This is a genomic window from Dyadobacter sandarakinus (assembly GCF_016894445.1).
Lineage (GTDB): Bacteria > Bacteroidota > Bacteroidia > Cytophagales > Spirosomataceae > Dyadobacter > Dyadobacter sandarakinus.
In genome coordinates, this window is sequence record NZ_CP056775.1 from 3736293 (window position 1) to 3762565 (window position 26273).

Below are 26273 nucleotides of genomic sequence, written 5' to 3' on the forward strand. Positions count from 1 at the left end.
ACAGTAATTTATTACTTACCGGGCAGTTCAGAGAGCTGCCCGGCTTTTCCGACAACCTCACAATTATTAACATCTGCTGCTTGCCAAGCAGTATCAAATGCCCGGGATGAAGAAAGCACTAAAAGTATTTGCCATTGTTATTCTGACCCTGCTGATACTGGTGGGGGTATTGATATGGGGTATTACCACGCCCTTCGGCCAAAACTTCCTTACTACCCAGGCCAACAGCTTCCTGCGGAAAAAACTCAAAACCAAGGTCAATATTGAAAAGGTACGCTTCGACATTCCCGACTGGGTACTGCTCGAAGGCGTCTACTTTGAAGACCAGCACGGCGACACCCTGGTAGCAGGAAAGCGGTTGTACGTGGATCTGGATATGTTTTCACTCATCAAGGGAAATGTGGGTATCAACAAGATCGAGGTGGAGGGTGTAGTTGCCAATATCAACAGGGTACTTCCGGACACTACCTTTAATTTCCAGTTTATCGTGGATGCATTTGCCGGAACCGACACCACGACCGTAGCAGACACTACCACCTCCGATATGGAAATGCGGCTGGACCGGATTTCCCTCAAAAACGTAAGACTCTCATACCGTGATGCGGTAATTGGTACCGATGCTGCTGCCAACATTGATTCGGCCGTAGTGAAGTTTGACAAGTTTAATCCTTCCAAATCTCAATACCATCCTACTACAGTGGCGCTGCTGAACAGCCAGGCTAAGGTGCGGATGTACAATGCATTGAAGGTAGCTGCCGCAGCACCTCCTCCCGAGCCTGAAACTTCCGATTCACTCGACCTGAAACTGGGCGATATAGATATTCAGGGCTTCAAATGGGAATTTACAGACGAAACTTCGGGATTGAAAAATGGCATTACAGTAGGCAAACTGGCCGGACATATCAATCAGTTGTTCATGGAAAGCCAGCAGGTGGATGTAAAAAACCTGGCGCTTGAAAACATGCAGCTGTATGCCGAGTTTGCAAAAAAAGCAAAAGAAGGCCCTAAAGAAGCCATTAAAGACACGGTCGCTGCTGCTGCCACGGATCCGGGATGGCATGTTAAGGTGGGCGACATCAGGCTGGTTAACAACGATATCCGTTACGACGATTTTAACAGTCCGGCTCTGCCCAAAGGGATGGACTTCGCGCATTTAAATATCAAAGACCTCAACATTGCTTTACAGAATTTCCTTTTTTCTCCTGAAAACATTGCAGGAGCACTTACTTCGGGTTCTTTCAGTGAGAAAAGCGGCTTTAAGCTGGAAGAATTTCATACCAATTTTGCCTATGGTGAAAAAGAAACCTACCTGCGTAACCTGCTGGTACGTACGCCCGGCACTACCCTGCGCGACGAGCTGAGCCTCCGCTACAACAGCCTCGACGACCTGACCAAAAACATAGCAAAAGTTAAACTTAAACTCAGACTGACGGACAGCCGGGTTGCATTTGCAGATGTACTGCTGCTGGCACCCGACCTGGCCAAGACTCCGCCTTTCGACACGGAACCCAATGGAGTATTGAAAGGCTCGGGAACCATCACAGGATCGGTAGACGACATGCTGATCCAGAATGCGCGTTTCAGTATGCTCAGCGGAACGATACTGGCTGCCAGTGGCCGCGTACAAGGCCTGCCCGACCCCAATAAGCTGAACATGGACCTGACCATCAACGAAATTTCGTCTACCAAAAGGGACCTGATGAAAATGTTGCCGGACAGCGCCGTACCTGCCTCCATTGAGCTGCCCGAAAACCTTAAAATTACAGGCAAGGTCAAAGGGTCCATGGAAAACGTGACACTGACCACTACGATTAATACTTCATTCGGAACCGGAACATTCTCGGGTACTCTCAAAAACATTACAGACAGCCTTCGGGCGCAGTACAATGGTACGCTGGCCTTCAATGATTTTGACCTGGGTAAACTGACGAAGCAGTCGCCTGCTGAAATGGGTAAACTGACATTGCGTACAGACCTGCAGGGTGTAGGCTATGCGCCTTCCTCTATGAAGGCCCGCCTGGATGGTACCATCGCCAGTGCTGATATCAAAGGCTATGTGTACAACAACCTGCGCCTAAAAGGGGATGTAGATCACGGAAATGCCAACATCAGCGCAGATATTGCAGATCAGAACATTGACCTCAACCTCACTGCCCAGGCTGACCTGTCCAAAGAATTCCCATCGGTAAAGGCGAATGTTTCCATCGATAACCTGGACCTGAATGCATTGAAGCTTTACCAGGACTCTTTGCAGATCAAGGGGAACATTGCGGTGGACATGCCTTCCACAAATCCTGCGAATCCGCTGGGTACCGTCACGGTAAACGGTTTGCGTATTACGCATCACCGCCGGCCCATGGACATTCCGGATATGACCGTGGCACTTACGGACTCAAACAATCTCAAACAAGCTACCATCAATGCGCCTTTCCTGAAAGCCAGAATGGAAGGCAACTACGTGTATACCGAGCTGGGCGACGCTGTGCTCACCGAGGTAGGCAAGCACTTTAAGTCTCCCGCGCTGACCTATAAAGAAGTTACGAAGCCTGTCAACTTTACCTTTGACGCTACGCTCACCAACCATCCGCTGATCCAGACGTTCGTTCCGCAGCTTCGCGAGCTGAATCCGGTAACACTGCACGCCGAAATGGACAACCAAAAGGATTCGTCTATTGTGGCAAAGCTGACGGTACCCGTGGTGGATTTTGACAGCATCCGTACGGAGCGGGTACTTGTCGACTTCAGTAATGTGGAAGACAATGTTTCATTAAATGCGTTTGTGGGTTCCGTGAATACCGGCGGCTTTGTGGTGCAGAATGCTTCCTTACAAAGCAAAATGGTGGACAACAATGTGAAGTTTGACTTTGTAGTCAGAGATTCCGTGAACACCGACCGCCATGCCATAAAAGCGCAGCTGGCAATGCTTGGTAATAGATACCGCCTGAACCTGCGTGAGGGATTGCTGCTCGATTACCGCCAGTGGGAAACAGATACTGCGGGGTACATCAGCTATGCGCCCGACAGTTTGTATATCAAAGATTTTGTAATCAAAAGCCGCGAACAGTCGCTTACTGTCAACTCCACCAGCGAGGCACCGAACAGTCCTCTGGATATAGCCCTGGCCAATATCAACATCAGTGAAATGGCGGCGATCGCGATCCAGGACTCGACCATGGCTTCGGGTACCCTGAATGGAAAAATCCTGCTAAGTAACTACATGGTTGCGCCTGTTTATACCGGCGAACTTACCATTGACAGTCTTGCGCTTACCCAGATTCCGGTTGGAAATCTTTCATTGAAATCCACTAACGAAACTGAAAACCTCATCAGAGTGGATATGGCACTCGTGAGTGGCGTGAATGAAGTAAATGTGGACGGCAGCTACAACCTAAAATCCGACTCGCCTATGGATTTCACCCTTGACCTGAAAAAGCTCAGCGGCAAAACCGTGGAGGCATTCAGTATGGGGCAACTGCAACGGGCAGAAGGCAACCTGACCGGCCAGGTGGCCATTACCGGATCCACTACCAGTCCGCGGCTAAATGGTGCCATCAACTTTGACGGCGTGGCATTCAATGCAACCCAGCTGGGCTCGCGGTATTCACTGGCCAACCAGAAAATACAGTTTAACGACCAGAACATTGTTTTCAACAACTTCGTCATCGCCGATTCGCTGAACCAGCAAATGAAAATCGACGGTAATGTAAACATCGCGCAGATTCCCGATGTAGGCTATAACCTGACCATCAATGCAAAGAACTTCAATGTACTTAACTCAACCCAGAAACAGAATGAGCTGTTTTTCGGGAAAGCGAATATTGATGCCAACATTTCTGTAAAAGGACAGGGTGCCAACTCCGTGGTCAATGGAAATCTGAAAGTGGATCCAGGCAGCAACATTACCGTCGTGCTGCCTAACGATGCTACAGAAGCCGGCGATGCTTCCAAAGGCATCATCGAGTTTGTGGACATGAGCGACTCTACCCGCCTCGTGAAAATGGATACCATCGCCACTCCGCAGGGCATCAACATGGGTTTTGCCTCTGAGATCTCGATGGATATCTCTGTGGACGACCAGTCTGAATTCAAGGTAGTGATTGATGAGCTGAACGGGGACAACATCCGCCTGAAAGGAAATGCGCAGCTCAATACAGGGATCGCGCCCAATGGTCAGCTCTTCCTGCTGGGCTCCTACGACCTGACGGAAGGTTCCTACGACCTCACCCTGCAAATCCTGAAACGTCAGTTTGAAATCCTGAAAGGCAGTAACCTGATCTGGACAGGTGACCCGATGAAGGCAGATCTGAACCTTACTGCGGGCTATACCGTAGAGGTAGACCCGGGTTCGATTGCGTCCAAATTCCAGGGAGCAAGCAAAGTACCGATTCAGGTTCAGGTGATTATCACAGGCAACCTGACTACTCCCAATATTACATTCAACATTGTACCGGGATCAGGCATTGACGAGCAGGTAAAAAGCGACATTACGGCGCAGACATTCTGGTCGGATATGCAGAACAATCCTTCCGAGATGAACAAGCAGGCATTTGCATTGCTGATCACCGGTAAGTTTATCACAGATCAATCCTCGTCGGGCGGGTTTGACCTGGGTGCCAGCGCAGAAGCCGTAGCCCGCCAGAGTGTGAGCCAGCTGCTGACTGACCAGCTCAACAATCTTGCATCTGACCTCATTAAAGGCGTTGACCTCAACATTGGCCTTAACTCCACCGCTGACCAGACTACCGGCGCCCGCACCGACCTGAATGTAGGTCTCAGCAAAGCATTCCTGAACGACAGGCTGAAAATATCAGTAGGTAAAAACTTTGAGATCGAAAACCAGGGCAACACGCCAAGTTCTACGGAAGTGGTAGACAACATTGCACTCGACTACTCGATCACGCCTGACGGCAGGTACCTGTTCCGCGGTTACCGCAAAAACCAGTACCAGTCCATTCTTGAAGGTTTTATCATTGAAACCGGTGTCAGCTTTATCATCACTGCGGACTACGACCTGTTCCGTGAAATTTTCCAAAAAAGAAGAAATGAAGAATAGTTTATTGGTCATATTGGCAGTTTCAATGTTCCTGGGCAGTTGTTCGGTCAACAAGTATGTGCCGGAAGGACAAAGCCTGTATGTAGGCAGCAAAGTCAATGTTACTCCGGATAGCGTGGCGAAGCCCAAGGTAAAAGGGATGGACAGCCAACTGGAAAGCATTGTAAAGCCACCACCCAACAAAACCCTTTTCGGGTTTCCTTACAAAGTCTGGTTCTACTACTGGATCGGCGAGCCTAAGGATGAGGGTGGTCTGAGAAGCTGGTTCCGCAACAAGCTCGGCGAACCTCCGCGCTTTGCTACGGAGCGTGTGGCGGATATTAATGCGGCCAATATGGTATCGTACCTGGATAATGAAGGTTATTACAGGTCGTCCGTCGATGGTAAGGTGGTACCTACCAAAAAGAAGAAGCGTCGCTCGGCTATTTATGAGTTTGATGCTTACATCATGCCGCGCTATGTGATCAATGAGGTAAAATATGTCGTGGGCGACAGCTCGCTCTTTAACCGCGACCTCGTGATGGCGCAGCAAAAAACATTGTTGCGAAAAGGTGATCCGGTGCGGCTGGATGTCATTTCATCCGAAAGGATACGCATAGACCAGGAGCTGAAAGGGAAAGGGTACTATTTCTTCAATCCCGATTACCTGATCATCAAAGTGGATTCGACCATTGGCCGGGCGGACTCCACGATGGTACCGCAGCAGGTAAACCTTTATTTACAGGTAAAACCCGAAACTGCGCAGACTTCCCTGAAGCAGTATTTCATCAATGGTATTTATGTAAACACCGGAACAGAGGAAAGCCTGCTGGCTGATACGGTATCGGTACAAAAAGGTCCTGTACGCCGGGGTATCAATATTACTGATCCGGGCAGACTATACCGGAAACGGATATTCTACGACGCGATTGGTTTCAGGAGGGGAAATATGTATACTAATACCATGCATCAGGTATCGCTTTCGCGGCTGGTGAATTTGCAGAACTTCAAGTTCGTCAGAAACCGGTTTGACCTCGTGCCCCGCTCCGACTCGGCTTTGCTGGATGTACATTATCAGCTTGCCCCATTGAAAAAGAAGTCGATCCAGACCACGATCAGTGCCAGCACCAAGTCCAACAACCTTGGCGGCTCGCAGGTTGATGTCACTTGGCGCAACCGAAACCTCTTCAAGGGAGCAGAAATGCTCTCAGTCAATGCGTTTTTCGGATTTGACGTTCAAATTGGAGGTAACCGGGAGAGAGATGTAAATGTAACTAAAATCGGAAACGAGTTTGTCCGTTATGGTGCCCGCGCGGATCTGTCATTTCCAAGGTTCATTATTCCATTTGTCACAATCAGACCAGAAAAAAGCCAGGTATTGCCAAAGACAGTAGCTTCCCTGATATATGAGAACAGAGTTCAACGCAACTTTTTCACTACTACATCAATAAGGGGAGAATGGTCTTACATATGGAGCAGAAACAGGGAAGTTGAACATACTTTAACACCTATTTCTATAAACTTTATTCAACCATCAAATGTAAATAGCGAGACCTTAACTGACATTATCTTCAATCCAAACACGAACCCGCTTGATTCGAAGCGTTATCTGGATCTTCTTCAGCAGAAGTATCTTATTGCAGGAACGAACTACAACATATCATATCGGCCTACAAAGCGCCCGTTCAGCAGAAATCAGTTCGCAATTACCGGTGGGATTGATTATGGTGGTAACCTGTTGAGCCTTTTTGCAAAACGGCCTGCTCAGGATACCCTGCCAAAGGAATTCCTAGGTGTTCCAGTTTTTCAGTACGTAAAGGTTGATGGAGACCTAAGATATTACCGGGATATTTCTTCCAGTATCAAATGGGCAAATAGATTGCTTCTGGGTGCAATTCGTCCATACGGAAACTCTATCACAATGCAAACTCCGCAGTTCAAGCAATATTTTGCGGGAGGTAGCACAGGCATCAGGGCATTCAGGGCACGTGCCTTGGGACCTGGTTCCATTCCACCTGATACAGCTCAGGTTAATCTCTACGGATATCAGCAATTTGCCGATATCCGTATGGAAATTAACTCTGAGTTGCGCTTTATTTTCACTAAAATTATAAATGGAGCTGTATTTGTGGATGCCGGTAATATCTGGGCATTTGGTGATACACTCCGGGCTGGATATGATAAACGGGGTTTGATCAGCAAGAACTTCACTAAGCAAATTGCAGTAGGCGGTGGTATTGGTCTTCGGCTTGACTTTTCTTACCTCGTCTTCCGTCTTGACTTAGCCACACCGTTCAGAAAGCCCTGGTACACTACTCTGTCTGATCCCAATACGCCTGATGACCCCACCAAAACCCGGAACCCTTGGGTGTTTAAGGAAATTGATTTTGGCAGCAAAGCCTGGCGGAGAGAGAATCTGATCCTGAATATTGCAGTAGGATTACCTTTCTAGTTCTATAGATGTCTACTCCCACCTATTCCAATTAACATAGTTGATTGGAATAGTTTTACCGGGCATTGTTAATACTGCTTTTAGCGTAACCTTACCTTGAGCATTAACGCTAAGTTCTGAAATAGCCAATTGCCCATTAGATTCGCCAACTGGACCATTGTAAAGTGCCCATTGACTTGGCTTGACTAGTTGACCTGAGTTACTCCACACAGAAGGTTGCCATTTTGGTAGGTTTTGTAAAGTACCTATTAACACTTGAACTGGTTGAGCCTCTGTCCAGAAATAGATTCCTCCATTATACGTAGCTACTGAGTGGTAGAATCTGACAATATGACGAAGTCCATTATATATAAAACTAACACCCATTTTAAGACCTCTTGCATTAGACATAATTGTAAGAGGCCTGGGTATTGATGGCTCAGCTGTTGCAAATAAAATCATTTCACCATCAGGACTACCTGATTGCGTAAATGCAGCTCCTGCTTTGCCCCCTATTATCAGAGGATTTCCATTGTCAATGGTTGGCGAAGTAGGTAAAATAAAGTTTATATCTCCACCAGCGCCCCCACCACCTTCCGGATCAATGGGTTCTATGAAATTCGGATCTGAACCAACTGCCTGAGCTGGCAAAGAAGCGTCACCCTCGGATACAAGACCAGATCTTGAGGAAGCGGCCCCCTCTTTCAAAACGATGTCCTCAGACTGGCAGGACAAAAGGAAGCAGAACGGTGCAATTGCTAGTAAAAATGCTTTTTTCATTTGAATACCATTTTAGTTTATGCTAATTCTAAAATGATATTTGCAATCTTCTTTTTACAATTACCCGACGGTTAAGAAGCATTTATCAAAAGGTCAACATACATTTCTAGCGACATCACCGCCTGTTATCCCCACCTCCTACCATGCTGAGGTAGCTTTCGTACCGGCTCAATGCAAGTCTTCCCTCGCTTACAGCATCTTTCACGGCACAGCCGGGCTCGTTGATATGCTGGCAATTGTTAAACCGGCATTGGTTGAGCAGGTCCCGCATTTCGGGAAAATAGTGACTGATCTCTTCCGGCGCTATATCCGCCAGTCCGAGCTCCTTGATCCCCGGCGAGTCGATGATGAAAGTACCCGCTTCCAGCTCAAACATTTCGGCAAATGTGGTCGTATGCACACCCTTGTTTGCAAATGTGGATACCTCCTGTGTTTTCAGGTCCAGGTTGGGCGCAATTGCATTTACCAGTGTCGATTTACCTACTCCCGAATGTCCGGAAAGGAGCGAAACTTTGCCTTTCAGCAAGGCAGCAAACTCATGCAGGCTGTCTGCATCCAGGGCCGTAGTAGCCAGACAGCGGTAACCCAAGCCTTCATATAATTCCATCAGCTCATCCTGGAAGCCGACAAATTCCTCACTCAGCAAATCCTGCTTGTTGAACACCAGCACGCCGGGAATGCGGAAGGACTCAATCGCCACAAGAAAACGGTCTATAAACCCCAGCGAAGTCCGGGGGAATACGAGCGTAGCGATCAGAATCGCCTGGTCCACATTCGCAGCAATCAGGTGTGCATGGGCTGTTTTATGGACCGACCTCCGCACTACATAGTTTTCGCGCGGAAGAATTTCATGGATGATCCCGAAATTCTCCCCCTCATCCTCTACCTCAAACCGGACATAATCACCTACCGCAATCGGATTGGTAACCTTCAGGCCTAGATTTTTGAACTTTCCCTTGAGCCGGCACTGCCATACATGCCCATCCTCACTATCCCTCACATCATACCACGAGCCGGTAGAACGAAGAACCAAACCTTTTGCTAAAATCATCGTGTAAAAGTCAGATCGTTAATGCAAATTCAGCGGTTCGGGGGAAGTACGTTCCCCCATGAGCGTTCGCTAAATTCGTTTTTGCCAATCAAGTAGTTTTTTCTTTGACGTGTTTTTATTCCAAATATAGATTTTCCCCGGCACCCTGCATAATATCTGCACTTCCTGCTGCAAACCGGGCCATAAGCAAGTATAGCGTTACGAAATATTGCTTTGATTATTACACCCACATCCTAATATATTTTAATATCGCTACGCCTTTAAGTCGATATTGCATATATTAGTACCCCGTATTATTAAAGATTCTTAATATATCTCCTAACATTTACTATACCTCCGCAAGATGGACATTGTTGTAGAAGAGCCGAGTTCGGTGATTGATATCCGAAAAAACCGGATCCGTAGTCAGTTACTGCTTCACCTGTATCAATCAGGAGACACTTCGATCAACAAAATGGCGAGGCTCTTTCATGCCTCCATTCCATCGGCCACGGGCATTGTCAACGAGCTGATCCGGGAAGGCTGGATTACCGAAACCGGCACGGGTCCTGCACGGGCTGGCAGACCTCCCGTACTCTACGGCCGCAATGCCAGAAAGTACATGACCCTCATCATGGACATCAACCGCCACGATACGCAACTCGTCATTTTTAATCTGCATAACCAGATCGTACTGAAAAAAAGGGTTGACCTCCGGCTGGATGATTCCAATGATTACCTGGAAGCACTTTTTGCCGCTACGGACGACTTCCTGGCAAGCAATGATATTGATAAAGACAAGCTCTGGGGCATTGGTGTGTCCATGCCCGGACTGATCAATACCTCGCAGGGCATTAACCTGACCTACCCCAATCTTACCCCGCCGGATATGCCGCTGGTGACGTACCTCCGGAAACACTTCGGGTTAACGGTATGCCTTTTTAATGATACCAAGGCCACAACCATCGGTGAGCACCGGTTTGGATTTGCGGTTGACAAATCGCAGGTACTGACCATTAATATCGACTGGGGTGTAGGTTTGGGCATTATTATCAAAGGAGAAGTTTTTAATGGTGCGTCCGGCTTTGCTGGTGAACTGGGACACATTCAGGTCAAACCCGATGGTATGCTGTGCCACTGCGGGAAGGTAGGCTGCCTGGATACGATTACCTCCGCCATCGCATTGATCCGCCAGGCCAAAGCGGGCATTGCTGCGGGTAAGGCCACAATCCTCTCGCAGATCGTCAACAATGATCTTGAAAAGCTGGATACATCGCATATCATCGAGGCGGTACACGCTGGTGACGAGTTCTCCATTGATCTGCTGAGCACCGTAGGGACTGAGCTGGGTAAAGGACTGGCAACGGCTGTTCACCTGTTTAATCCGGAAGTGATTATTGTGGGTGGCTTGCTGGCAGAGGCAGGGCCTTTTATTTCAAACCCCATTGAGCAGGCGATTAACAAGTACTGCCTGTCGGATTTTAAAAATTCCCTTTCTATCCACATTTCCAAGCTGGGTGCAAAAGCCAGGCTGCTGGGTACACAGGCACATTTGTTTGAACACCTGATTGCCAAGGAATTTCCCTGAAATAGTCAGGCGAGCATCTGGCGCACTGTCTGCATGATCAGCTCCGTGGAGCCTGCGCCGGATGCTACATAGCTTTTGTTGACAGCGCCTGTTTCGAAAGCTGCCTGGGGGTACCTTACCCATTTATCCAGTACTTGGGATAACTCCCGCGCGTCCGCTACGGCTACCGCCCCACCCTGCTCAGTAAGGTCAGCAGCTTCCTGGAACTTACTGTACTTTCTGTTGCCGAATGCAATCGGAAGCCCGAAGGTGGCTGCTTCCAGAATATTGTGCAAACCAGTTCCGAAAGAACCGCCGATGTACGCCATGCTTCCGTAACGGTAAAGTGCCGAGAGCAGCCCGATGTTATCCACGATCAGATAATCTGCCTGGACCAGCTCCTGTGCATGCCGCAGCTCCGAGTACAGGACCGAGGTTCCTGTGAGCTTCTGCCGCCACTGCCTGATCTCTTCCGGATGAATTTCGTGGGGCGCAATAATCGCCTGCAGGGAACCGCCCAGTTGATTGAGTACCGGGATCAGCACCTGCATATCCGCCTCCCATACGGATCCTGCCACCAGGCAGGGTTTATGTTGGACAAAAAAACGCATCTCAGCCAGATCCGGTGCCTGAGCAGCAATCATTTTGACGCGGTCAAAACGGGTGTCGCCGGCTATATGGGAATGCATAATCCCCGCCTGCTGCAAGAGATCCACCGACTCCTGATTTTGTACAAAAAGCTGATCGAAGTACCGGAGTATCTTTCTGAAAAAACCGCCGTAAGGTTTGAAGAAGATCTGGCCGGGACGAAATTTGGCGGAAAAAGAAATGATCCTCGACCCATTTTCACGGAGCGCTTTCAGGTAGTTGAACCAGAATTCATATTTAATAAAAAATGCAATCCGGGGGTTCACGATTTTCACAAATTGCATTGCATTGGCCCGGGTGTCAAGCGGCAGGTAGCAAATATGGTCGGCCCCGCTGTAATGCTTCCTGACTTCATAACCCGAGGGCGAGAAAAAGGTGAGTACAATAAAATAATCGGGGTAAGACTGGCGTAATGCTTCGATCACGGGCCTGCCCTGCTCAAATTCCCCCAGAGAAGCTGCGTGGAACCAGGCTACCGGGCGGGCGGCGGGCTTGTTGCGGAGGGCATTTTCAAGCTGTGAGAAAACATTCCTGCGACCTTCCAGGCCCAGCTTGATTTTAGGACTGAACAGGGCTGCGATCCGGAAAGCAAATGCCGCCACACTGATCACGATCTGGTAAAAAAATTCCGGCAAGGTTTCTGATTAAAAGCAGGTTACAAAAAATAAATTGTGCAGGTACCAGGCTCAAAAAGGGGAACTGGCAAGCTATTTGTTCACTTTATTCGTTTAAAGATTATAAATGTACAAAAATCAGGGAAAGTGCTCCGGGCATACATCAGCTTCCACTAATATTTTGTACTTTCACTTTTCCTGCAACACATAGCTATTTAAAGAATTCTATAATTCATGATCCCTGCAAGACTTTTACTATCAGTAGCGATTCTGTTGTCATTGACGACCGAAATATATGCGCAGCGCCGCGCCAAAAACGAGGAAAAGGAAGAAAGCTACAAGACTTTTACCTCAGTAGGCATTACAACCAATACCAATTCCGGTATCCTGGGTGGCGCAGTGTTCCGCCAATCTTCTGCCATTTCGTCCAAGCTGTTCGGCAAAAACCAATACCGCTACCTGGCCCTTGAACTTGTCAATGTGAAGCATCCCAAAGAGCTCTCCCAGCAGGATTTTATGACCGGCGCAAGGCTGGTCTGGGGTAAACAGAACTACCTGTTTGTACTCCGGCCCGAATACGGCAGAGAGCTGAATCTTTTCAGCCGCCAGGACGACGAAGGCATTGCCGTGAGCGCGATTGTGGCCGCAGGTCCATCCATCGGCATCGAAAAGCCTTATATGGTGCAGTACCAAACTTCTGACGGCCGCGTGGCTACCGTACCTTTTGATCCTGTAAAACATACCGGCGGTTCCCAGAGCGAAGGCGTGATCGGCGCAGGCAGCTTTTTTCAGGGTTTCGGAAAGTCCAAGATCGTTCCCGGCATTCACATCAAAACAGCTATGAGCTTCGAGCTGAGTGCATTCCGTGACAATGTAACAGGCGTCGAGATCGGGTTTCTGGCGGAAGCTTTTACCAGAAAAACACAGATCATGGCTTTTGCTGAAAACCGGAGTGTATTTACTTCAGGCTTTCTGACCTTATATTTCGGGAGCAAAAAGCGATAATTTACTGTTATGTTGAGCAAGCTGGCAATTACGCCGGTCCTCCACTGATTACAAATCCTATGATTGAATTACCGGTTATTCCTTCGGAAAGAAAAAAACGCCCTGACTGGCTGAGAGTTAAACTTCCCGCAGGTCCCGAGTTCCGGAAAGTAAGGCAACTTGTGGACAACTATAAGCTTCACACCATCTGCGAAAGCGGCAGCTGCCCGAACATGGGCGAATGCTGGGGAGCGGGCACTGCTACATTTATGATACTGGGTAATGTATGTACGCGCAGCTGCAGTTTTTGTGCGGTAGCGACGGGCAGGCCCAATGAATACGATGCCGATGAACCCCGCAGGGTTGCCGAAGCAATCAAGCTGATGCAGGTAAAACATGCCGTAATCACTTCGGTAAACCGGGACGAGCTGAAAGACCGCGGTGCCGAGATCTGGTATCAGACGGTGGTGCAGGTAAAGCAGAATACACCCGAAACTACCATTGAAACGCTGATCCCTGATGTCAAAAACAACTGGGATGCCCTGACCCGCATGATCGAGGGTGGTCAGGAAGTGGTTTCGCACAATATGGAAACTGTAGAGCGACTGTACCGGTCCGTGAGGCCACAGGCCAAATACGCCCGCAGCCTTGAACAGATCCGCCGCACCAAGAACTACGGTCAGCGTACGAAGTCGGGTATTATGCTCGGACTGGGTGAAACCAGGGATGAAGTACATAAAGCCATGGACGACCTGGCCGAAAACGGACTGGATATCCTGACCCTGGGCCAGTACCTGCAGCCGACCAAGATGCACCATGAAGTAATCGAATGGATTACGCCCGATATGTTTGACCAGTACAGGGAAGAAGGTTTGAAGAGAGGATTGAAATACGTGGAATCAGGCCCGCTGGTGCGTTCAAGCTACCATGCGGAGCGCCACGTGAATGTTCCCATCTGAGGCTTTGCAGAAATGATAAATGAGAAAAGACAGGCGCAGCGCCTGTCTTTTCTCATTTATGGCAGACTTTCCGCTATCCCATTTTTTTCTGCCACAGGAAAATCCTTTTTGATTGATCGGACAAATTTATGTAGGTTTAGCGGACGCATTTTATAGCTGTTCATGTACTGATCCTGGTCTCCGGCATCTTTGTACAGCCTGATCCGGTACTTAATATTTATGGCAGCACAGTACACTTCGAAAGCCATTTTATAAATGATTACCTATTTTTGCCAAAAGAAAGAAAGCAGGAAGTTTTATAAAGAGCACAGATAATCCGCATACCGTTTTTTAAACCTTATTTCAACAAAATGCCATACTTATTCACTTCGGAGTCCGTATCGGAAGGACACCCGGACAAGGTAGCCGACCAGATATCAGATGCCCTGATTGATAATTTTCTTGCGTGGGATACCGACAGCAAAGTTGCCTGTGAAACGCTGGTAACAACCGGACAGGTTGTTTTGGCAGGGGAAGTTAAAACGAATACTTACCTGGATGTTCAAAAAATTACCCGCGAGGTAATCCGGAAAATAGGCTACACCAAGAGCGAATACATGTTTGAAGCAAATTCATGCGGTATTTTGTCAGCCATCCATGACCAGAGTGCCGATATCAACCAGGGTGTTGACCGGGCAGTTTCTTCCAGCAGCTTTGAAGAAAAAGCAAATGCACAGGGAGCAGGTGACCAGGGTATGATGTTTGGTTACGCTACGCGTGAGACTGAAAACTATATGCCACTCGCACTGGACCTTGCCCATAAGATCCTGCAGGAAATGTCGTACATCCGGAATCATGAGTTGTCCCTGATCCCTTACCTTCGCCCGGATGCAAAATCACAGGTGACGATCGAGTACAGTGACGAGAATGTGCCTTTGCGTATCGACACGATCGTAGTGTCCACACAGCATGACGACTTTGATTCTGAAGAAACCATGCTCGCGAAGATCAAGGAAGATATCATTAACATCGTAATTCCTCGGGTTAAAGAAAAACTTACGCCTGAGCTTCAGAAGCTGTTTACGGGAGAAATCACTTTCCACATTAACCCGACCGGAAAATTCGTAATCGGCGGGCCACATGGTGATACTGGTCTTACAGGCCGCAAGATCATTGTGGATACTTATGGTGGCAAAGGTGCACACGGCGGTGGCGCATTCTCAGGTAAAGATCCTTCCAAAGTAGACCGCTCTGCGGCCTACGCTACGCGGCATATTGCCAAAAATATGGTGGCCTCGGGCTTGTGCGACGAAGTGCTGGTACAGGTTTCTTACGCGATCGGTGTGGCTGAGCCTTGCGGCTTGTACGTAAATACTTACGGAACTGCCAAAGTGGGTGACAATGATGGAGCAATTGCGGCCAAAATAGCAGAGGTATTTGACCTTCGCCCATATGCGATCGAACAACGTTTAAAACTGAGAAATCCAATCTACTCTGAAACAGCTGCTTACGGCCATATGGGGCGCAAGAATGAGGTTGTGAAGAAATCCTTCAAAGGTGCAAACGGCGAGGAAAAAGAAGTAGAAGTAGAGCTTTTCACCTGGGAAAAACTGGACTTCGTTGACGCGATCAAAGAGAAGTTCGCAATCTGATATTTTAGTACTTTAAACGACAAAAACCGGCCTGAGGCCGGTTTTTGTCGTTTGTAGCAAGTTACTACACAACTCCATGCGCTGATTCTTCCAGCTCACTATCCCTGGCGACACGGTCGATCATTCTCATTTTCTCGTAATTTCTGGATCTTGAAAAGAAGGTGTAAATCGCCGGGATCACATACAGGGTAAGTACCAGCGAGAAAAGCAGTCCGCCCATAATCACAATCCCCATCGACATGCGGCTGCGGCCAGCGGATCCCAGCGCCATCGCTATCGGGAGTGCCCCCAGGATTGTAGCCAGACTGGTCATCAGAATAGGGCGGAAACGCAGGGTAGCGGCTTCCAGTACTGCCTCCTGGATACTCCTCCCCTGCTCACGAAGCTGGTTGGCAAACTCTACGATAAGAATACCGTTTTTGGTCACCAGCCCGATCAGCATAATCATTCCGATCTGACTGAATATGTTCAGCGTCTGATCAAACAACCAGAGCGAGAACACAGCCCCGCCGATCGCCAGCGGAACCGTAAACATGATGATAAACGGATCCACAAAGCTTTCAAACTGCGCAGCCAGAATGAAGTAAATGAGCAACAATGCAAGGAAAAACGAGAACATGGTATTGGATGAACTTTCGGCATAGTCACGGGACGACCCGCTCAATGCAGTCTGGATCGCCTCGTCATGCAGCTTATCACGGATTTTATCCATGGCAGCAATCCCATCACCAACGGTTTTGCCCGGAGCGAGTGCCGCCTGCACGGTGGCGCTCATGTAGCGGTTGTAGTGAAACAGCTGGGGCGGGCTACTCTCTTCCTCAGCCTTCACAATGTTGTCCAGCTGCACCAGCGCGCCTGTATTTGTTTTTACAAACATACTTTTCAGATCCAGCGGCTCGTCGCGGTTCATGCGGTCATACTGACCGATGACCTGGTATTGGCGGCCATTCATTGTAAAATACCCGAAACGTTGGCCTGCAAATGCCAGCTGCATGGTTTGCGCAACATCCTGTACAGACACCCCCAGTGATTTGGCTTTTTCACGGTCAATGGTAATCTGGATTTCAGGTTTGCTGAATTTGAGGTTAACATCGGTGATCGCAAACGTAGGATCGGCTGATACCTCTTCCATGAACCGGGGAAGGTACTCGCGCAGCTTTGCAAAGTCCGGTGCCTGGATCACATACTGGATCGGCAACCCGCCGCGGGAATCCACAGAAATTGTCTGCTGCTGAACCACAAATGATTTTGCATCCGGCATTTGTTTCAGCTTTTGGTTGATGTACTCTGCAATTTCCTGCTGTGTCTCTTTCCTCAACTTCTTGTCCACCAATGCAATGCGCCCGCTGCCGGTATTGGCCGCACCAAGGCCCGAGTTGCCGGGCGAAGTAATGAGCATCAGGCCTTTTCTGCCGGGCATGGAATCCATCAGCATTTGTCCTACCTGCTGCACATAGCGATCCGTAAATTCATAGGAAGATCCCTCGGGCGCTGTAATGGTAAGGCGAAACCAGTTGCGGTCGTCAAGGGGCGCCAGCTCGGATTGTAATCCTTTTCCAAAAAACCATATCATCGCAACTGTCGCAATTACCAGTGGTGCAGCCACCCAGCGCATTTTCAGGAACTTGCCCAGTGCGGTACCGTAATCATTGGTAATCTTTTCAAAAAATGGCTCGGTCTTTTCATAAAACCAGCTTCTCTTATGTGTTTTACGCACCAGATAGGCATTCAGCATGGGAGTAAGCGTGAGGGAAACGAATGCGGAGATCAGTACCGCAGCAGAGATCACGATCCCGAACTCCCTGAAAAGTTTACCTACAAAACCCTCCATAAAGATCACCGGCAAAAACACAGACGCCAGCGTGATGGAAGTGGACAGTACTGCAAAAATAATTTCATTGGAGCCTTTGATCGCGGCTTCAATGGGGCTCATACCCTGCTCTATCTTCTTAAAAATATTCTCCGTCACCACAATTCCGTCATCCACCACCAGTCCGGTGGCCAGTACGATCGCCAGCAGCGTAAGTACATTGATAGAAAACCCCATTATGTACATGATGAAGAATGTACCGATCAGCGAAACCGGTATGTCGATCAGCGGCCGGAATGCGATGAGCCAGTCACGGAAAAACAGGTAAATGATAATCACCACGAGCACGATGGCGATCAGCAGCGTCTCGCCTACCTCCTCAATGGAGCGCTCCACAAAAACCGTATTGTCGATCAGCGTATCCAGCGTATAATCTTTCGGCAGCTCCTTCTTGATATCGGCCATGCGCTTATTGACCTCCTCGGCAATCGCCAGGTAGTTGGCGCCGGGCATAGGCGAAATCGCCAGTCCGATCATCGGTTCATTGTCGAGGCGGAGGATTGTTTCCTCGTTCTCCGGACCCAGCTGGGCAAAACCGATATCCTTCAAATGGATCGTCTGGGTTGCCGCATTCTTTACGATCATTTCATTGAAGTCCTCCTCCGTACGAAAGCGCCCGACCGTTTTGACGGTGAGCTCGGTATTGTCACCGGCGAGCTTGCCGCTGGGAAGTTCTACATTTTCCTTGTCAAGCGCGATCTTTACATCCTGCGTGGTAATCCCGAGCGAAGCCATTTTTACCGGGTCCATCCAGATGCGCATGGCATATTTCTTCTGACCAAAAATCCGGATCTCACTCACACCCTCAATGGTTTGCAGGCGCTGGGCAATTACGTTTTCGGCATAGTCACTTACTTCCAGGTGTGAGCGGGTATTACTTTTAAAGGTGAGGACAATGATCGGCTCGGAGTTGGCATCTGCCTTGGCTACCACCGGCGGACCGTCTATATCCAGCGGCAGCGTACGCGAGGCCGAGCCTACCTTGTCACGGACATCATTCGCAGCCCGCTCCATATCCACGCCGATATCAAATTCGACGGTAATCTGACTGGTACCCTGACTGCTCGTGGAACTGATGGATTTGATACCTTCGATACTGTTGAGCTGTTTTTCGAGCGGCTCTGTAATCTGCGACTCAATAATATCGGCATTGGCGCCGGTATAGCTTGTGCGGATCGATACGACAGGCGGGTCAATGGAGGGGAATTCCCGCATGCCCAGGAACTTGTAGCCCAGAAAACCGAACAGGATGATCAGCAGGTTCATCACAATGGCCAGAACGGGCCGCTTGATCGAGAGTGTAGATATACTCATAGTTGTAATGTAAAATCAGGCAGGAATGAATGTCAAAAATTACCGCCCCCTCAGTTTACTTTGACCGCACTATTGGGCTTCACTGCAATGATACCCGACGTGATCAGCGAGTCGCCGGGCTGCAAACCATCAATTACCTGGATCTTCTTGTCGGTACGCAGGCCGGTCGTAACCATCTTCTCCTGCGCTTTTCCATTTTTAACTACAAAAACCTTTTTACCTTTCAAAACCGGCACAATTGCCTCGGTCGGGATCATCATAGCGGCTTTATCGGCATCCAGATCGGCGAGTACCTTCACAAACATACCTGGTACAAAGCGGCTGTAAGGATTCTGTGCAATGGCCCGCACCTTCAATGTGCGCAGGTTTTCGTCCACTTTGGGATCTACTGCGAGGATTCTGGCATGGTACGTGGAAGGATCGCCGTCGAGGCTGAACTTGACTACGTTCCCGATGCGCATGTTGGGCGTGTACTTTTCGGGTACGGTAAAATCAATTTTGACCGGATTGCTTTGAACGATGGTCACGATGGGCGTACCCGGAGCCATATATGCACCTTCACTGATGTATTTCAACCCGATCCTGCCATCAAAAGGCGCACGGATTTCCGTTTTTTCCAGCTGTGCTTCAATCACCTCCTTTTCCGCATCGAGCAGGCGTATATTGTTGGAAGTTACGTCATACTCTTCCAGGTTAATCGCTTCCACATTCAGGAGCTTCTTTTGACGTGCTTCGATTTTCTGGCTGAGATCCTGGTTGTAGGCGACTTTTTGCAGCTGCGCTCTCAGTTCCCGGTCATTGATCTTGGCAATGAGCTGTCCTTTCCGCACCGATGCGCCCTCCCGGATATCCAGCTTCACAAGCCTGCCCGATATTTCCGACATGAGGTTTACTTCTTCATTGGGAAGCACGGTACCCGCCGCGAAAATCTGGTTTTCAATGGATTCACGTCTCACTACATACACATTCACAGGTACTCCGCCAGCTCCGCTTTTGGATGCACCGGTATCTTTCTTACCATCCCCTACCTTGTCGCCAGGCTTTGAAAAGATAAAAAGCTTTCCAAGTACCAGCGCGACGATGACCACGCCAACCAGCATTATTGTACGCATAACTCAGTTGTAAAGTATATTTTGTTCAACTTAAATAATGATTAATTCTATTTCACAAGGTGTCTGATTGAAGATACTTCATATTGTCCAAAGCGGCAATTTGCCCATTTTATACTTTTATTAAACGTTTAAATTCATGGTTACGGGACCTGGATTGTTGGAAAGCTGCGACTTTCTTCAAAACTTATCACCACGTACTCCGCATCCGGAACTTGCCAGGCAACTGCTGCGCTCGCCTATACGATACCTGATCTCGCTATGAAAAATTTCAGCTCTTTCATCTTCATTTATATATCCCTTATCCTATACACACCCATGAAAACCCACGGACAAGTACCCTCCAAAACGTATGCTAATGAATGGAAAGCCGTTGAAAATGCCTTGCAAAAAGGATTGCCTGCCACAGCCCATGAAGAAGTCAGGAAGATTTACAATCTGGCAAAAAAAGAAAAGCAGCAGGCCGAGCTGATCAAGGCCGTCGTCTATATGATCAATTTGCAGGACGACACCCGCGAAAACAATGAAGTACTGTCAGCGCAGGAGTTAAAGAAAGAGATCAGCGAGCATTCCGGTGCAGCCAAAGCTGTTCTGCAAAGTTTGCTGGCCAGGTTTTACACCAGCTATTTTGAACAGGTAAGATGGCAGTTGTACGAGCGTACTACTGTGCAGGCAGCCAAAAGCGATGATATGACCACGTGGAATGCGGCCGATTTTCATCAGGAGATTACCGGCCTGCTGCTGCACGCCATTCAGGATGAAAAGTTGCTGAAAGCGACCAAACTGAAAGATTTTGATGCGATTATCACCAAAGGAAACACGCGGAACCTGCGACCTACCCTGTTCGACCTGCTGGTGCACCAGGCACTCAGGTATTTTTCTCAGGATGAAGTACCTACGATCAGGCCCGCTTATGCATTCGAGATCACGCAGGCCGCAGCCTTTGATCCGGCAGCCGACTTTGTTCACAGAAAATTTGAAACGCAGGATACCACTTCCAACGAGTACCTGGCATTGCTGCTATACCAGAAACTCATCGCATTTCACCTCAACGATCCCCAACCCGATGCATTGATCGACGCTGACTTGCTCAGGCTGCAATATGTAAAACAAAAATCGGTGCACCCGCAGGCGGATGAACTGTACTTTCAGGCTGTCAATCATGTTGCACACCAGTACGAAAGTACCCCCGCAGCTGCCGAAGCCTGGTACCTGGCTGCCGCCTGGTACGATCAGCAAGCCAGTACGTACCGCCCGCTTGAAGACACCACGACCCGTTTTTTCAGAATCAAAGCGGAGGAAATCTGTGAAAAAACAGTGGCTGCAAACCCGGCATCCGAAGGAGGCATTCATGCTGCGAACCTGCTGCTGACCATCCGGCAGAAGTCATTACGCTTCACAACCGAAAATGTGACCATTCCCGGCAAACCCTTCCTGGCGCTTGCTACTTACCGTAATGTCAGCAACCTGTACATCCGCATACTTCCGGCTACACCCGCACTGAAGGCTAAAATAGATTATCATACGGATGCGAAGTTCTGGGCACAGGCACGGCAGACCCGCCCGCTGCAAAGCTGGGTACAATCCCTTCCGGATACCAAAGACCGGCAGGAACATCGTGTGGAGATTAAAATGGCAGCATTGCCGGTGGGTGAATACATTATCCTGCTAAGCACGACGGTTGATTTTATCGAAAGGAACAATGTACTGGCCGCCCGCAGCCTGTATGTTTCCAACCTCAGCTACGCCATAAAGGGCGACGACTATTTTGTCCTCCACCGCGAAACCGGCCAGCCTGTTGTCGATGCAGTGGTTAAAGTCTTCAACGTACATGACAACTATGGGCCTTCAATACCTAAAAAGACTGATTTAAGAACTTACAAGACCGACAAAAACGGACATTTCAGGAGACCCAACCAGCTGAAAGTGGAACGCGTGACAAACGAGGTGCTTGCAATTACGGCAGGAAATGACAGCCTGGCCATGAACCAGCATATCATTACATACTATCTCGACCCGGCCGAACCCGAAAAGCCTGCAGTACAAACATTTGTTTTCACGGATCGCAGCATTTACAGGCCCGGACAGACAGTGTACTACAAAGGCATTGTCGCTTCCGGTAAAAATGTGCTGGCAAATTCTAAAACCGATTTTTACGTAATCCTTTTCAATGCAAACGGTGAAAAGACAGACTCGGCAGCTCACAAGACGAATGCATACGGAAGTTTTTCAGGCAAGTTCCAGCTGCCACGCAACATGCTCAATGGGACCTTCCGCATCGCTGCATCGAGTGGCGGACAGTCAGATTTCCGCGTAGAAGAGTACAAGCGGCCCAAGTTTGAGGTAACTTTTGATACCCTGAAAAACCCCTACCAGGTTCATGATATGGTACGGGCTACCGGCCGGGTACTTGCCTATGCAGGTAATGCGATCGGGAGTGCGAAAGTGACCTACCGGGTTTCGCGTACGCCCCGGTTTATCTATCCCTGGCTAGCCAAGCGCTGGTGGATGCCAGCAAGTTCCACGATGGAAATTACACACGGCGAAACAGTTACCGACACTGCCGGTGAATTTACGATCACATTTGAAGCCATACCTGACCTGAAAATCGACAAAAAGCTGGACCCTGCATTTGATTTTACCATATATGCAGACATCACTGATAGTAATGGAGAAACCCGAAGCGGTGAAATGCAGGTTTCGGTTGGGTACAAATCCATTGTCATCAAAGCTTCCATCCCCGGCCAGCTTCCTGCCGACAGCCTGAGGAAGCTTGACGTTCATGCCGAAAACATGAATGGAGCGCATGTTGCTGCAGATGTGAAAGTCACGGTTTCAATCCTCAGGGCTGAGCTCCGCCTGCTCCGGAGCCGCTATTGGGAGCGCCCGGATGTGTTTGTCATGCCAAAGGAAGAATTTATTACCGCCTTCCCGAACGATCCCTACCATGACGAAACCATGCCGGAAAGCTGGCCTGTGAACAAAATGGTTTTTGAAGGTACGCGCAGAATGACAGGCCAGGAGGCATTTCCATTGCCGGGCCGGTTTGAGCCGGGCTATTATAAAATTGAGATCAGCACCACGGACCCGAACGGTGAAGAGATCAAGGACATACGCTACATTGAACTCACCGATCCTGCCGGCCCCGGACCTTTGCGTCCCCAGTACCTGTGGGTGGCAGGAACCAAGCCCATAGAGCCTGGCGAATCGACCAGCATCCGTATTGCATCCTCGGCACCGGATGTGTTTGTAATCAGGAATGTGCCCCGGAAGTCCGGCGCATTTACGTACGAATCATTGGGCAGCTCGCCGGGGACATTCCATTTCAATGCTACCGAGGCGGATCGCGGCGGGTATTGGGTAGAGTTTATGTTTGTAAAAAACAACCGCATTTACCACCATCGCGAGCAGATCGAGGTACCCTGGACCAACAAGGAGCTAAGAGTGGAGTACCTCAGCTTTCGCGATAAGACTTTGCCGGGCAGCAGGGAAAAATGGACCGTGCGGATCTCGGGAAGTAAAAAAGAAAGTATAGCAGCAGAGATGCTCGCTGGGATGTACGACGCCTCCCTTGACCAGTTTTATGCCGAACCCTGGCAAAAACCGGCCATCTGGTCGATGCGGAACGAGGTCACGGCATGGAACACTGCCCGGAACTTCTTCGCCGACCAGGCAATCGGCCGCACGGTATCGGAGGGTACCTACCGGGTTTTCGAAAAAAGCTATGATGAAATTGATGGCTTTTTTACACGGTCACGCCGTTACCGGAACAGGTCTGTATTTAAGAAAGGGATGACCGTCGAAATGCCAATGGAAGCTCAATTTTCGGGAGGTGGCATGGAAGAAATTAAGGAAGCAGTAGTTGCTGATCAGGTCAAATACGACCGGGAAGCTCAGGAATTAGCTACTGACAGTATCATTTTACCCGAAGAAAAACCTTTGCAAAGAGGCGGCTCCTCCCTGCGTACCCATCTCAATGAGACTGCCTTTTTCTTTCCGGACCTTCAAACCGGTAAAAATGGTGACATAACCTTCTCCTTTGACATGCCCGAGGCACTTACACGCTGGAAGTTTCAGGCACTGGCGCATACCGCTGAGCTGGCGTTTAGTTATAGTTCACGGGATATTGTTACCCAAAAGGACCTGATGGTACAGCCCAATCCGCCACGGTTTCTGCGCGAAAAAGATCATTTTGTTTTCCCTATGAAAATTGTTAACCTCACGGACAGGCCGCTCTCCGGTATGGCTGCATTGGAGCTGGCAGATACGGACACGGGAGAAAATATTAGTGCACTGTTGCAGGCGGATCGTGAAAAACCGTTTTCTATCGAAGCAAAAGAGAGTACGACGGTACTGTTCGCAATGCAGGTACCCGATCATTTTACCAAAACCATTACCTGGCGTACCATTGCAAAAGCGGGAGACCTGGCCGACGGTGAGGAAAACACATTACCTGTCCTGTCCAACCGAATGCTGGTGACCGAGAGCCTGCCACTGGATACCGATGGAAGTGAAAACAAGACCTATCGTTTTGAAAAACTATTGACGTCACGTGCCTCTTCCACCCTGGCGAACCATGCGCTTACGGTGGAATTTTCATCCAATCCGGGATGGTATGCAGTGCAGGCGCTGCCATATCTGATGGAGTATCCCTATGAATGTGCGGAGCAAACCTGGAACCGGTATTACGCCAATGCCCTGGCTTCGCACGTGATTGCTGGCTCACCACGGATCGCGAAAGTTTTCGAAAGCTGGAAAACAACAGATACCGCTGCGCTGGTGAGTAACCTGCTGAAGAATGAGGAGCTTAAATCCGTTATCCTGGAAGAAACGCCCTGGGTACTGGCTGCAAAGTCTGAAACGGAGCAAAAAAAGAATATCGCCCTGCTGTTTGATCTTACCAGCATGTCGGAAGAACTTTCCGCCAATGCCCGCAAACTAGCCGAAATGCAAAGTGCGTCGGGTGGATTCGCCTGGTTTAAAGGTGGCCCAAACGACCGGTATATCACGCAGTACATACTCTCGGGCATGGGGCATTTGCGTAAACTTGCAGGAAGTGACCGGGTACATTCCGAAAGTCTGAACAGCATTGTAGGGCCTGCTTTACAATTTCTTGATGCGCAGCTGCGGATGGATTATGATGTACTGCTAAAAGATAAAACAAACCTGGAAAAGTACGTTCCGGGCCCTGTTCAGCTGCAATACCTGTACATGCGGGGTTTTTTCAGTACCGATCCAATACCAGATAAATCGGAAAAGGCATACCGGTTTTTTCTTCAGAGAGCCGCAAAAACATGGCTGTCACAATCGAAGTACCTGCAGGGGCTTACTGCATTAGCCCTGCACCGGTCGGGAGACAACCAGACGCCAAAAGCAATCCTGAAATCGCTGGCAGAAAGTGCTGTCAGAAATGCAGAGACGGGCATGTACTGGAAAGACAACCAGTATGGATGGCGATGGCACGAAGCTCCCATTGAACGTCAGGCATTGCTGGCGGAAGCTTTTCAGGAGATCAACGGCGACCCCCAAACTGTGGATGCGCTAAAACGCTGGCTGCTGAAAAACAAGCAGACCAATCGCTGGGAAAGTACCCGGGCAACAGCCGAGGCTTGCTATGTATTGCTGATGAGCGGCAGCAACTGGGTTGCGGCTGACCAGCAGGTAAGTATAAAAATGGGAGACGTAAGTGTTGCAGCGGATCAGGAAAGCCCCGAAGCAGGCACCGGGTATTTCAGCAAAACGATTCCGGGGAAAGATGTAAAACCTGAATTGGGCAATATCACGGTTAATACAGCCGGCAGCAATGCCGGTAATCCTGGCTGGGGAGCGGTGTACTGGCAGTATTTTGAAGATCTGGATAAAATTACCTTCGCAGAAACCCCGCTGAAACTAGCCAAAAAGTTGTTTATCGAGCAGAATTCAGACCAGGGACCTGTACTGGTTCCGGTGGATGAAGGTCATGCACTCCACATTGGCAATAAGGTGATCGTCCGCATTGAGCTCCGTGCCGACCGCGACATGGAGTATGTGCATATGAAAGACATGCGCGCCTCAAGCTTGGAACCTGTCAATGTACTCAGCGGCTACAAATGGCAGGATGGACTCGGATATTATGAAAGTACCAAAGACGCCAGCACCAACTTCTTTTTCAGCTCCCTCCGGAAAGGCACTTACGTGTTTGAATACCCGCTTTTTGTGGCGCATGAAGGTGAATTCAGCAATGGTATAACGACGATCCAATGCATGTACGCGCCTGAGTTCACGGCGCATAGTGAGGGAGTGAGGGTGACGGTGGATAGATGAT

General features: G+C 49.1%; 12 protein-coding genes. 7 read left to right on the top strand and 5 right to left on the bottom strand.

The features are described 5' to 3' along the window. The first annotated feature begins 106 nt into the window (after positions 1-106). The gene (locus tag HWI92_RS15090; protein ID WP_204656694.1) at positions 107-5053 is read left to right on the top strand and encodes a translocation/assembly module TamB domain-containing protein; all 4947 of its coding nucleotides are present in this window, start codon (positions 107-109) and stop codon (positions 5051-5053) included. Beyond that, complete coding sequence (gene tamL, locus HWI92_RS15095; protein ID WP_204656702.1) at positions 5043-7484, top strand: translocation and assembly module lipoprotein TamL; 2442 nt, start codon at positions 5043-5045, stop codon at positions 7482-7484. The genes HWI92_RS15090 and tamL overlap by 11 nt, the downstream gene beginning before the upstream one ends. A gap of 12 nt (positions 7485-7496) precedes the next feature. On the opposite strand, the gene HWI92_RS15100 is transcribed toward tamL, so the two are convergent. Further along, positions 7497-8243 (bottom strand): hypothetical protein, encoded by a 747-nt coding sequence (locus HWI92_RS15100; protein ID WP_204656704.1) that lies wholly within the window; start codon positions 8241-8243, stop codon positions 7497-7499. 115 nt (positions 8244-8358) lie between these two features. After that, positions 8359-9294, bottom strand: coding sequence for a ribosome small subunit-dependent GTPase A (gene rsgA, locus HWI92_RS15105; protein WP_204656719.1), 936 nt, complete (start codon positions 9292-9294; stop codon positions 8359-8361). 343 nt (positions 9295-9637) lie between these two features. Here rsgA and HWI92_RS15110 point away from each other — a divergent pair, with 343 nt between their 5' ends. Further along, complete coding sequence (locus HWI92_RS15110) at positions 9638-10861, top strand: ROK family transcriptional regulator (RefSeq protein WP_204656721.1); 1224 nt, start codon at positions 9638-9640, stop codon at positions 10859-10861. Between the two features lie 5 nt (positions 10862-10866). Here HWI92_RS15110 and HWI92_RS15115 read toward each other — a convergent pair whose 3' ends face one another. Continuing rightward, positions 10867-12123: a 3-deoxy-D-manno-octulosonic acid transferase gene (locus HWI92_RS15115; protein WP_204656724.1), complete on the bottom strand. Its 1257-nt coding sequence runs from the start codon at positions 12121-12123 to the stop codon at positions 10867-10869. 213 nt (positions 12124-12336) lie between these two features. On the opposite strand from HWI92_RS15115, the gene HWI92_RS15120 reads away from it, so the two are divergent. From HWI92_RS15120 to metK, 3 genes are all read left to right on the top strand, one after another. After that, positions 12337-13107 carry a hypothetical protein gene (locus HWI92_RS15120; RefSeq protein WP_204656726.1) on the top strand — a complete coding sequence of 257 codons (771 nt, stop codon included), beginning with the start codon at positions 12337-12339 and terminating at the stop codon, positions 13105-13107. Positions 13108-13166: 59 nt separating this feature from the next. After that, positions 13167-14045, top strand: a complete 879-nt coding sequence (gene lipA, locus HWI92_RS15125; protein WP_204656735.1) for a lipoyl synthase — start codon at positions 13167-13169, stop codon at positions 14043-14045. Between the two features lie 350 nt (positions 14046-14395). After that, entirely contained in the window at positions 14396-15676 is a 1281-nt protein-coding gene (metK, locus tag HWI92_RS15130; protein WP_204656737.1) for a methionine adenosyltransferase, read from the top strand. Between the two features lie 64 nt (positions 15677-15740). Here metK and HWI92_RS15135 read toward each other — a convergent pair whose 3' ends face one another. Further along, the gene (locus HWI92_RS15135) at positions 15741-18860 is read right to left on the bottom strand and encodes an efflux RND transporter permease subunit (RefSeq protein ID WP_204656739.1); all 3120 of its coding nucleotides are present in this window, start codon (positions 18858-18860) and stop codon (positions 15741-15743) included. 50 nt (positions 18861-18910) lie between these two features. Further along, positions 18911-19972 carry an efflux RND transporter periplasmic adaptor subunit gene (locus tag HWI92_RS15140; RefSeq protein WP_204656741.1) on the bottom strand — a complete coding sequence of 354 codons (1062 nt, stop codon included), beginning with the start codon at positions 19970-19972 and terminating at the stop codon, positions 18911-18913. 315 nt (positions 19973-20287) lie between these two features. Between HWI92_RS15140 and HWI92_RS15145 the strand changes: the two genes are divergently transcribed. Continuing rightward, positions 20288-26272, top strand: coding sequence for an alpha-2-macroglobulin family protein (locus HWI92_RS15145; RefSeq protein WP_229248031.1), 5985 nt, complete (start codon positions 20288-20290; stop codon positions 26270-26272). Position 26273 lies beyond the last annotated feature (1 nt).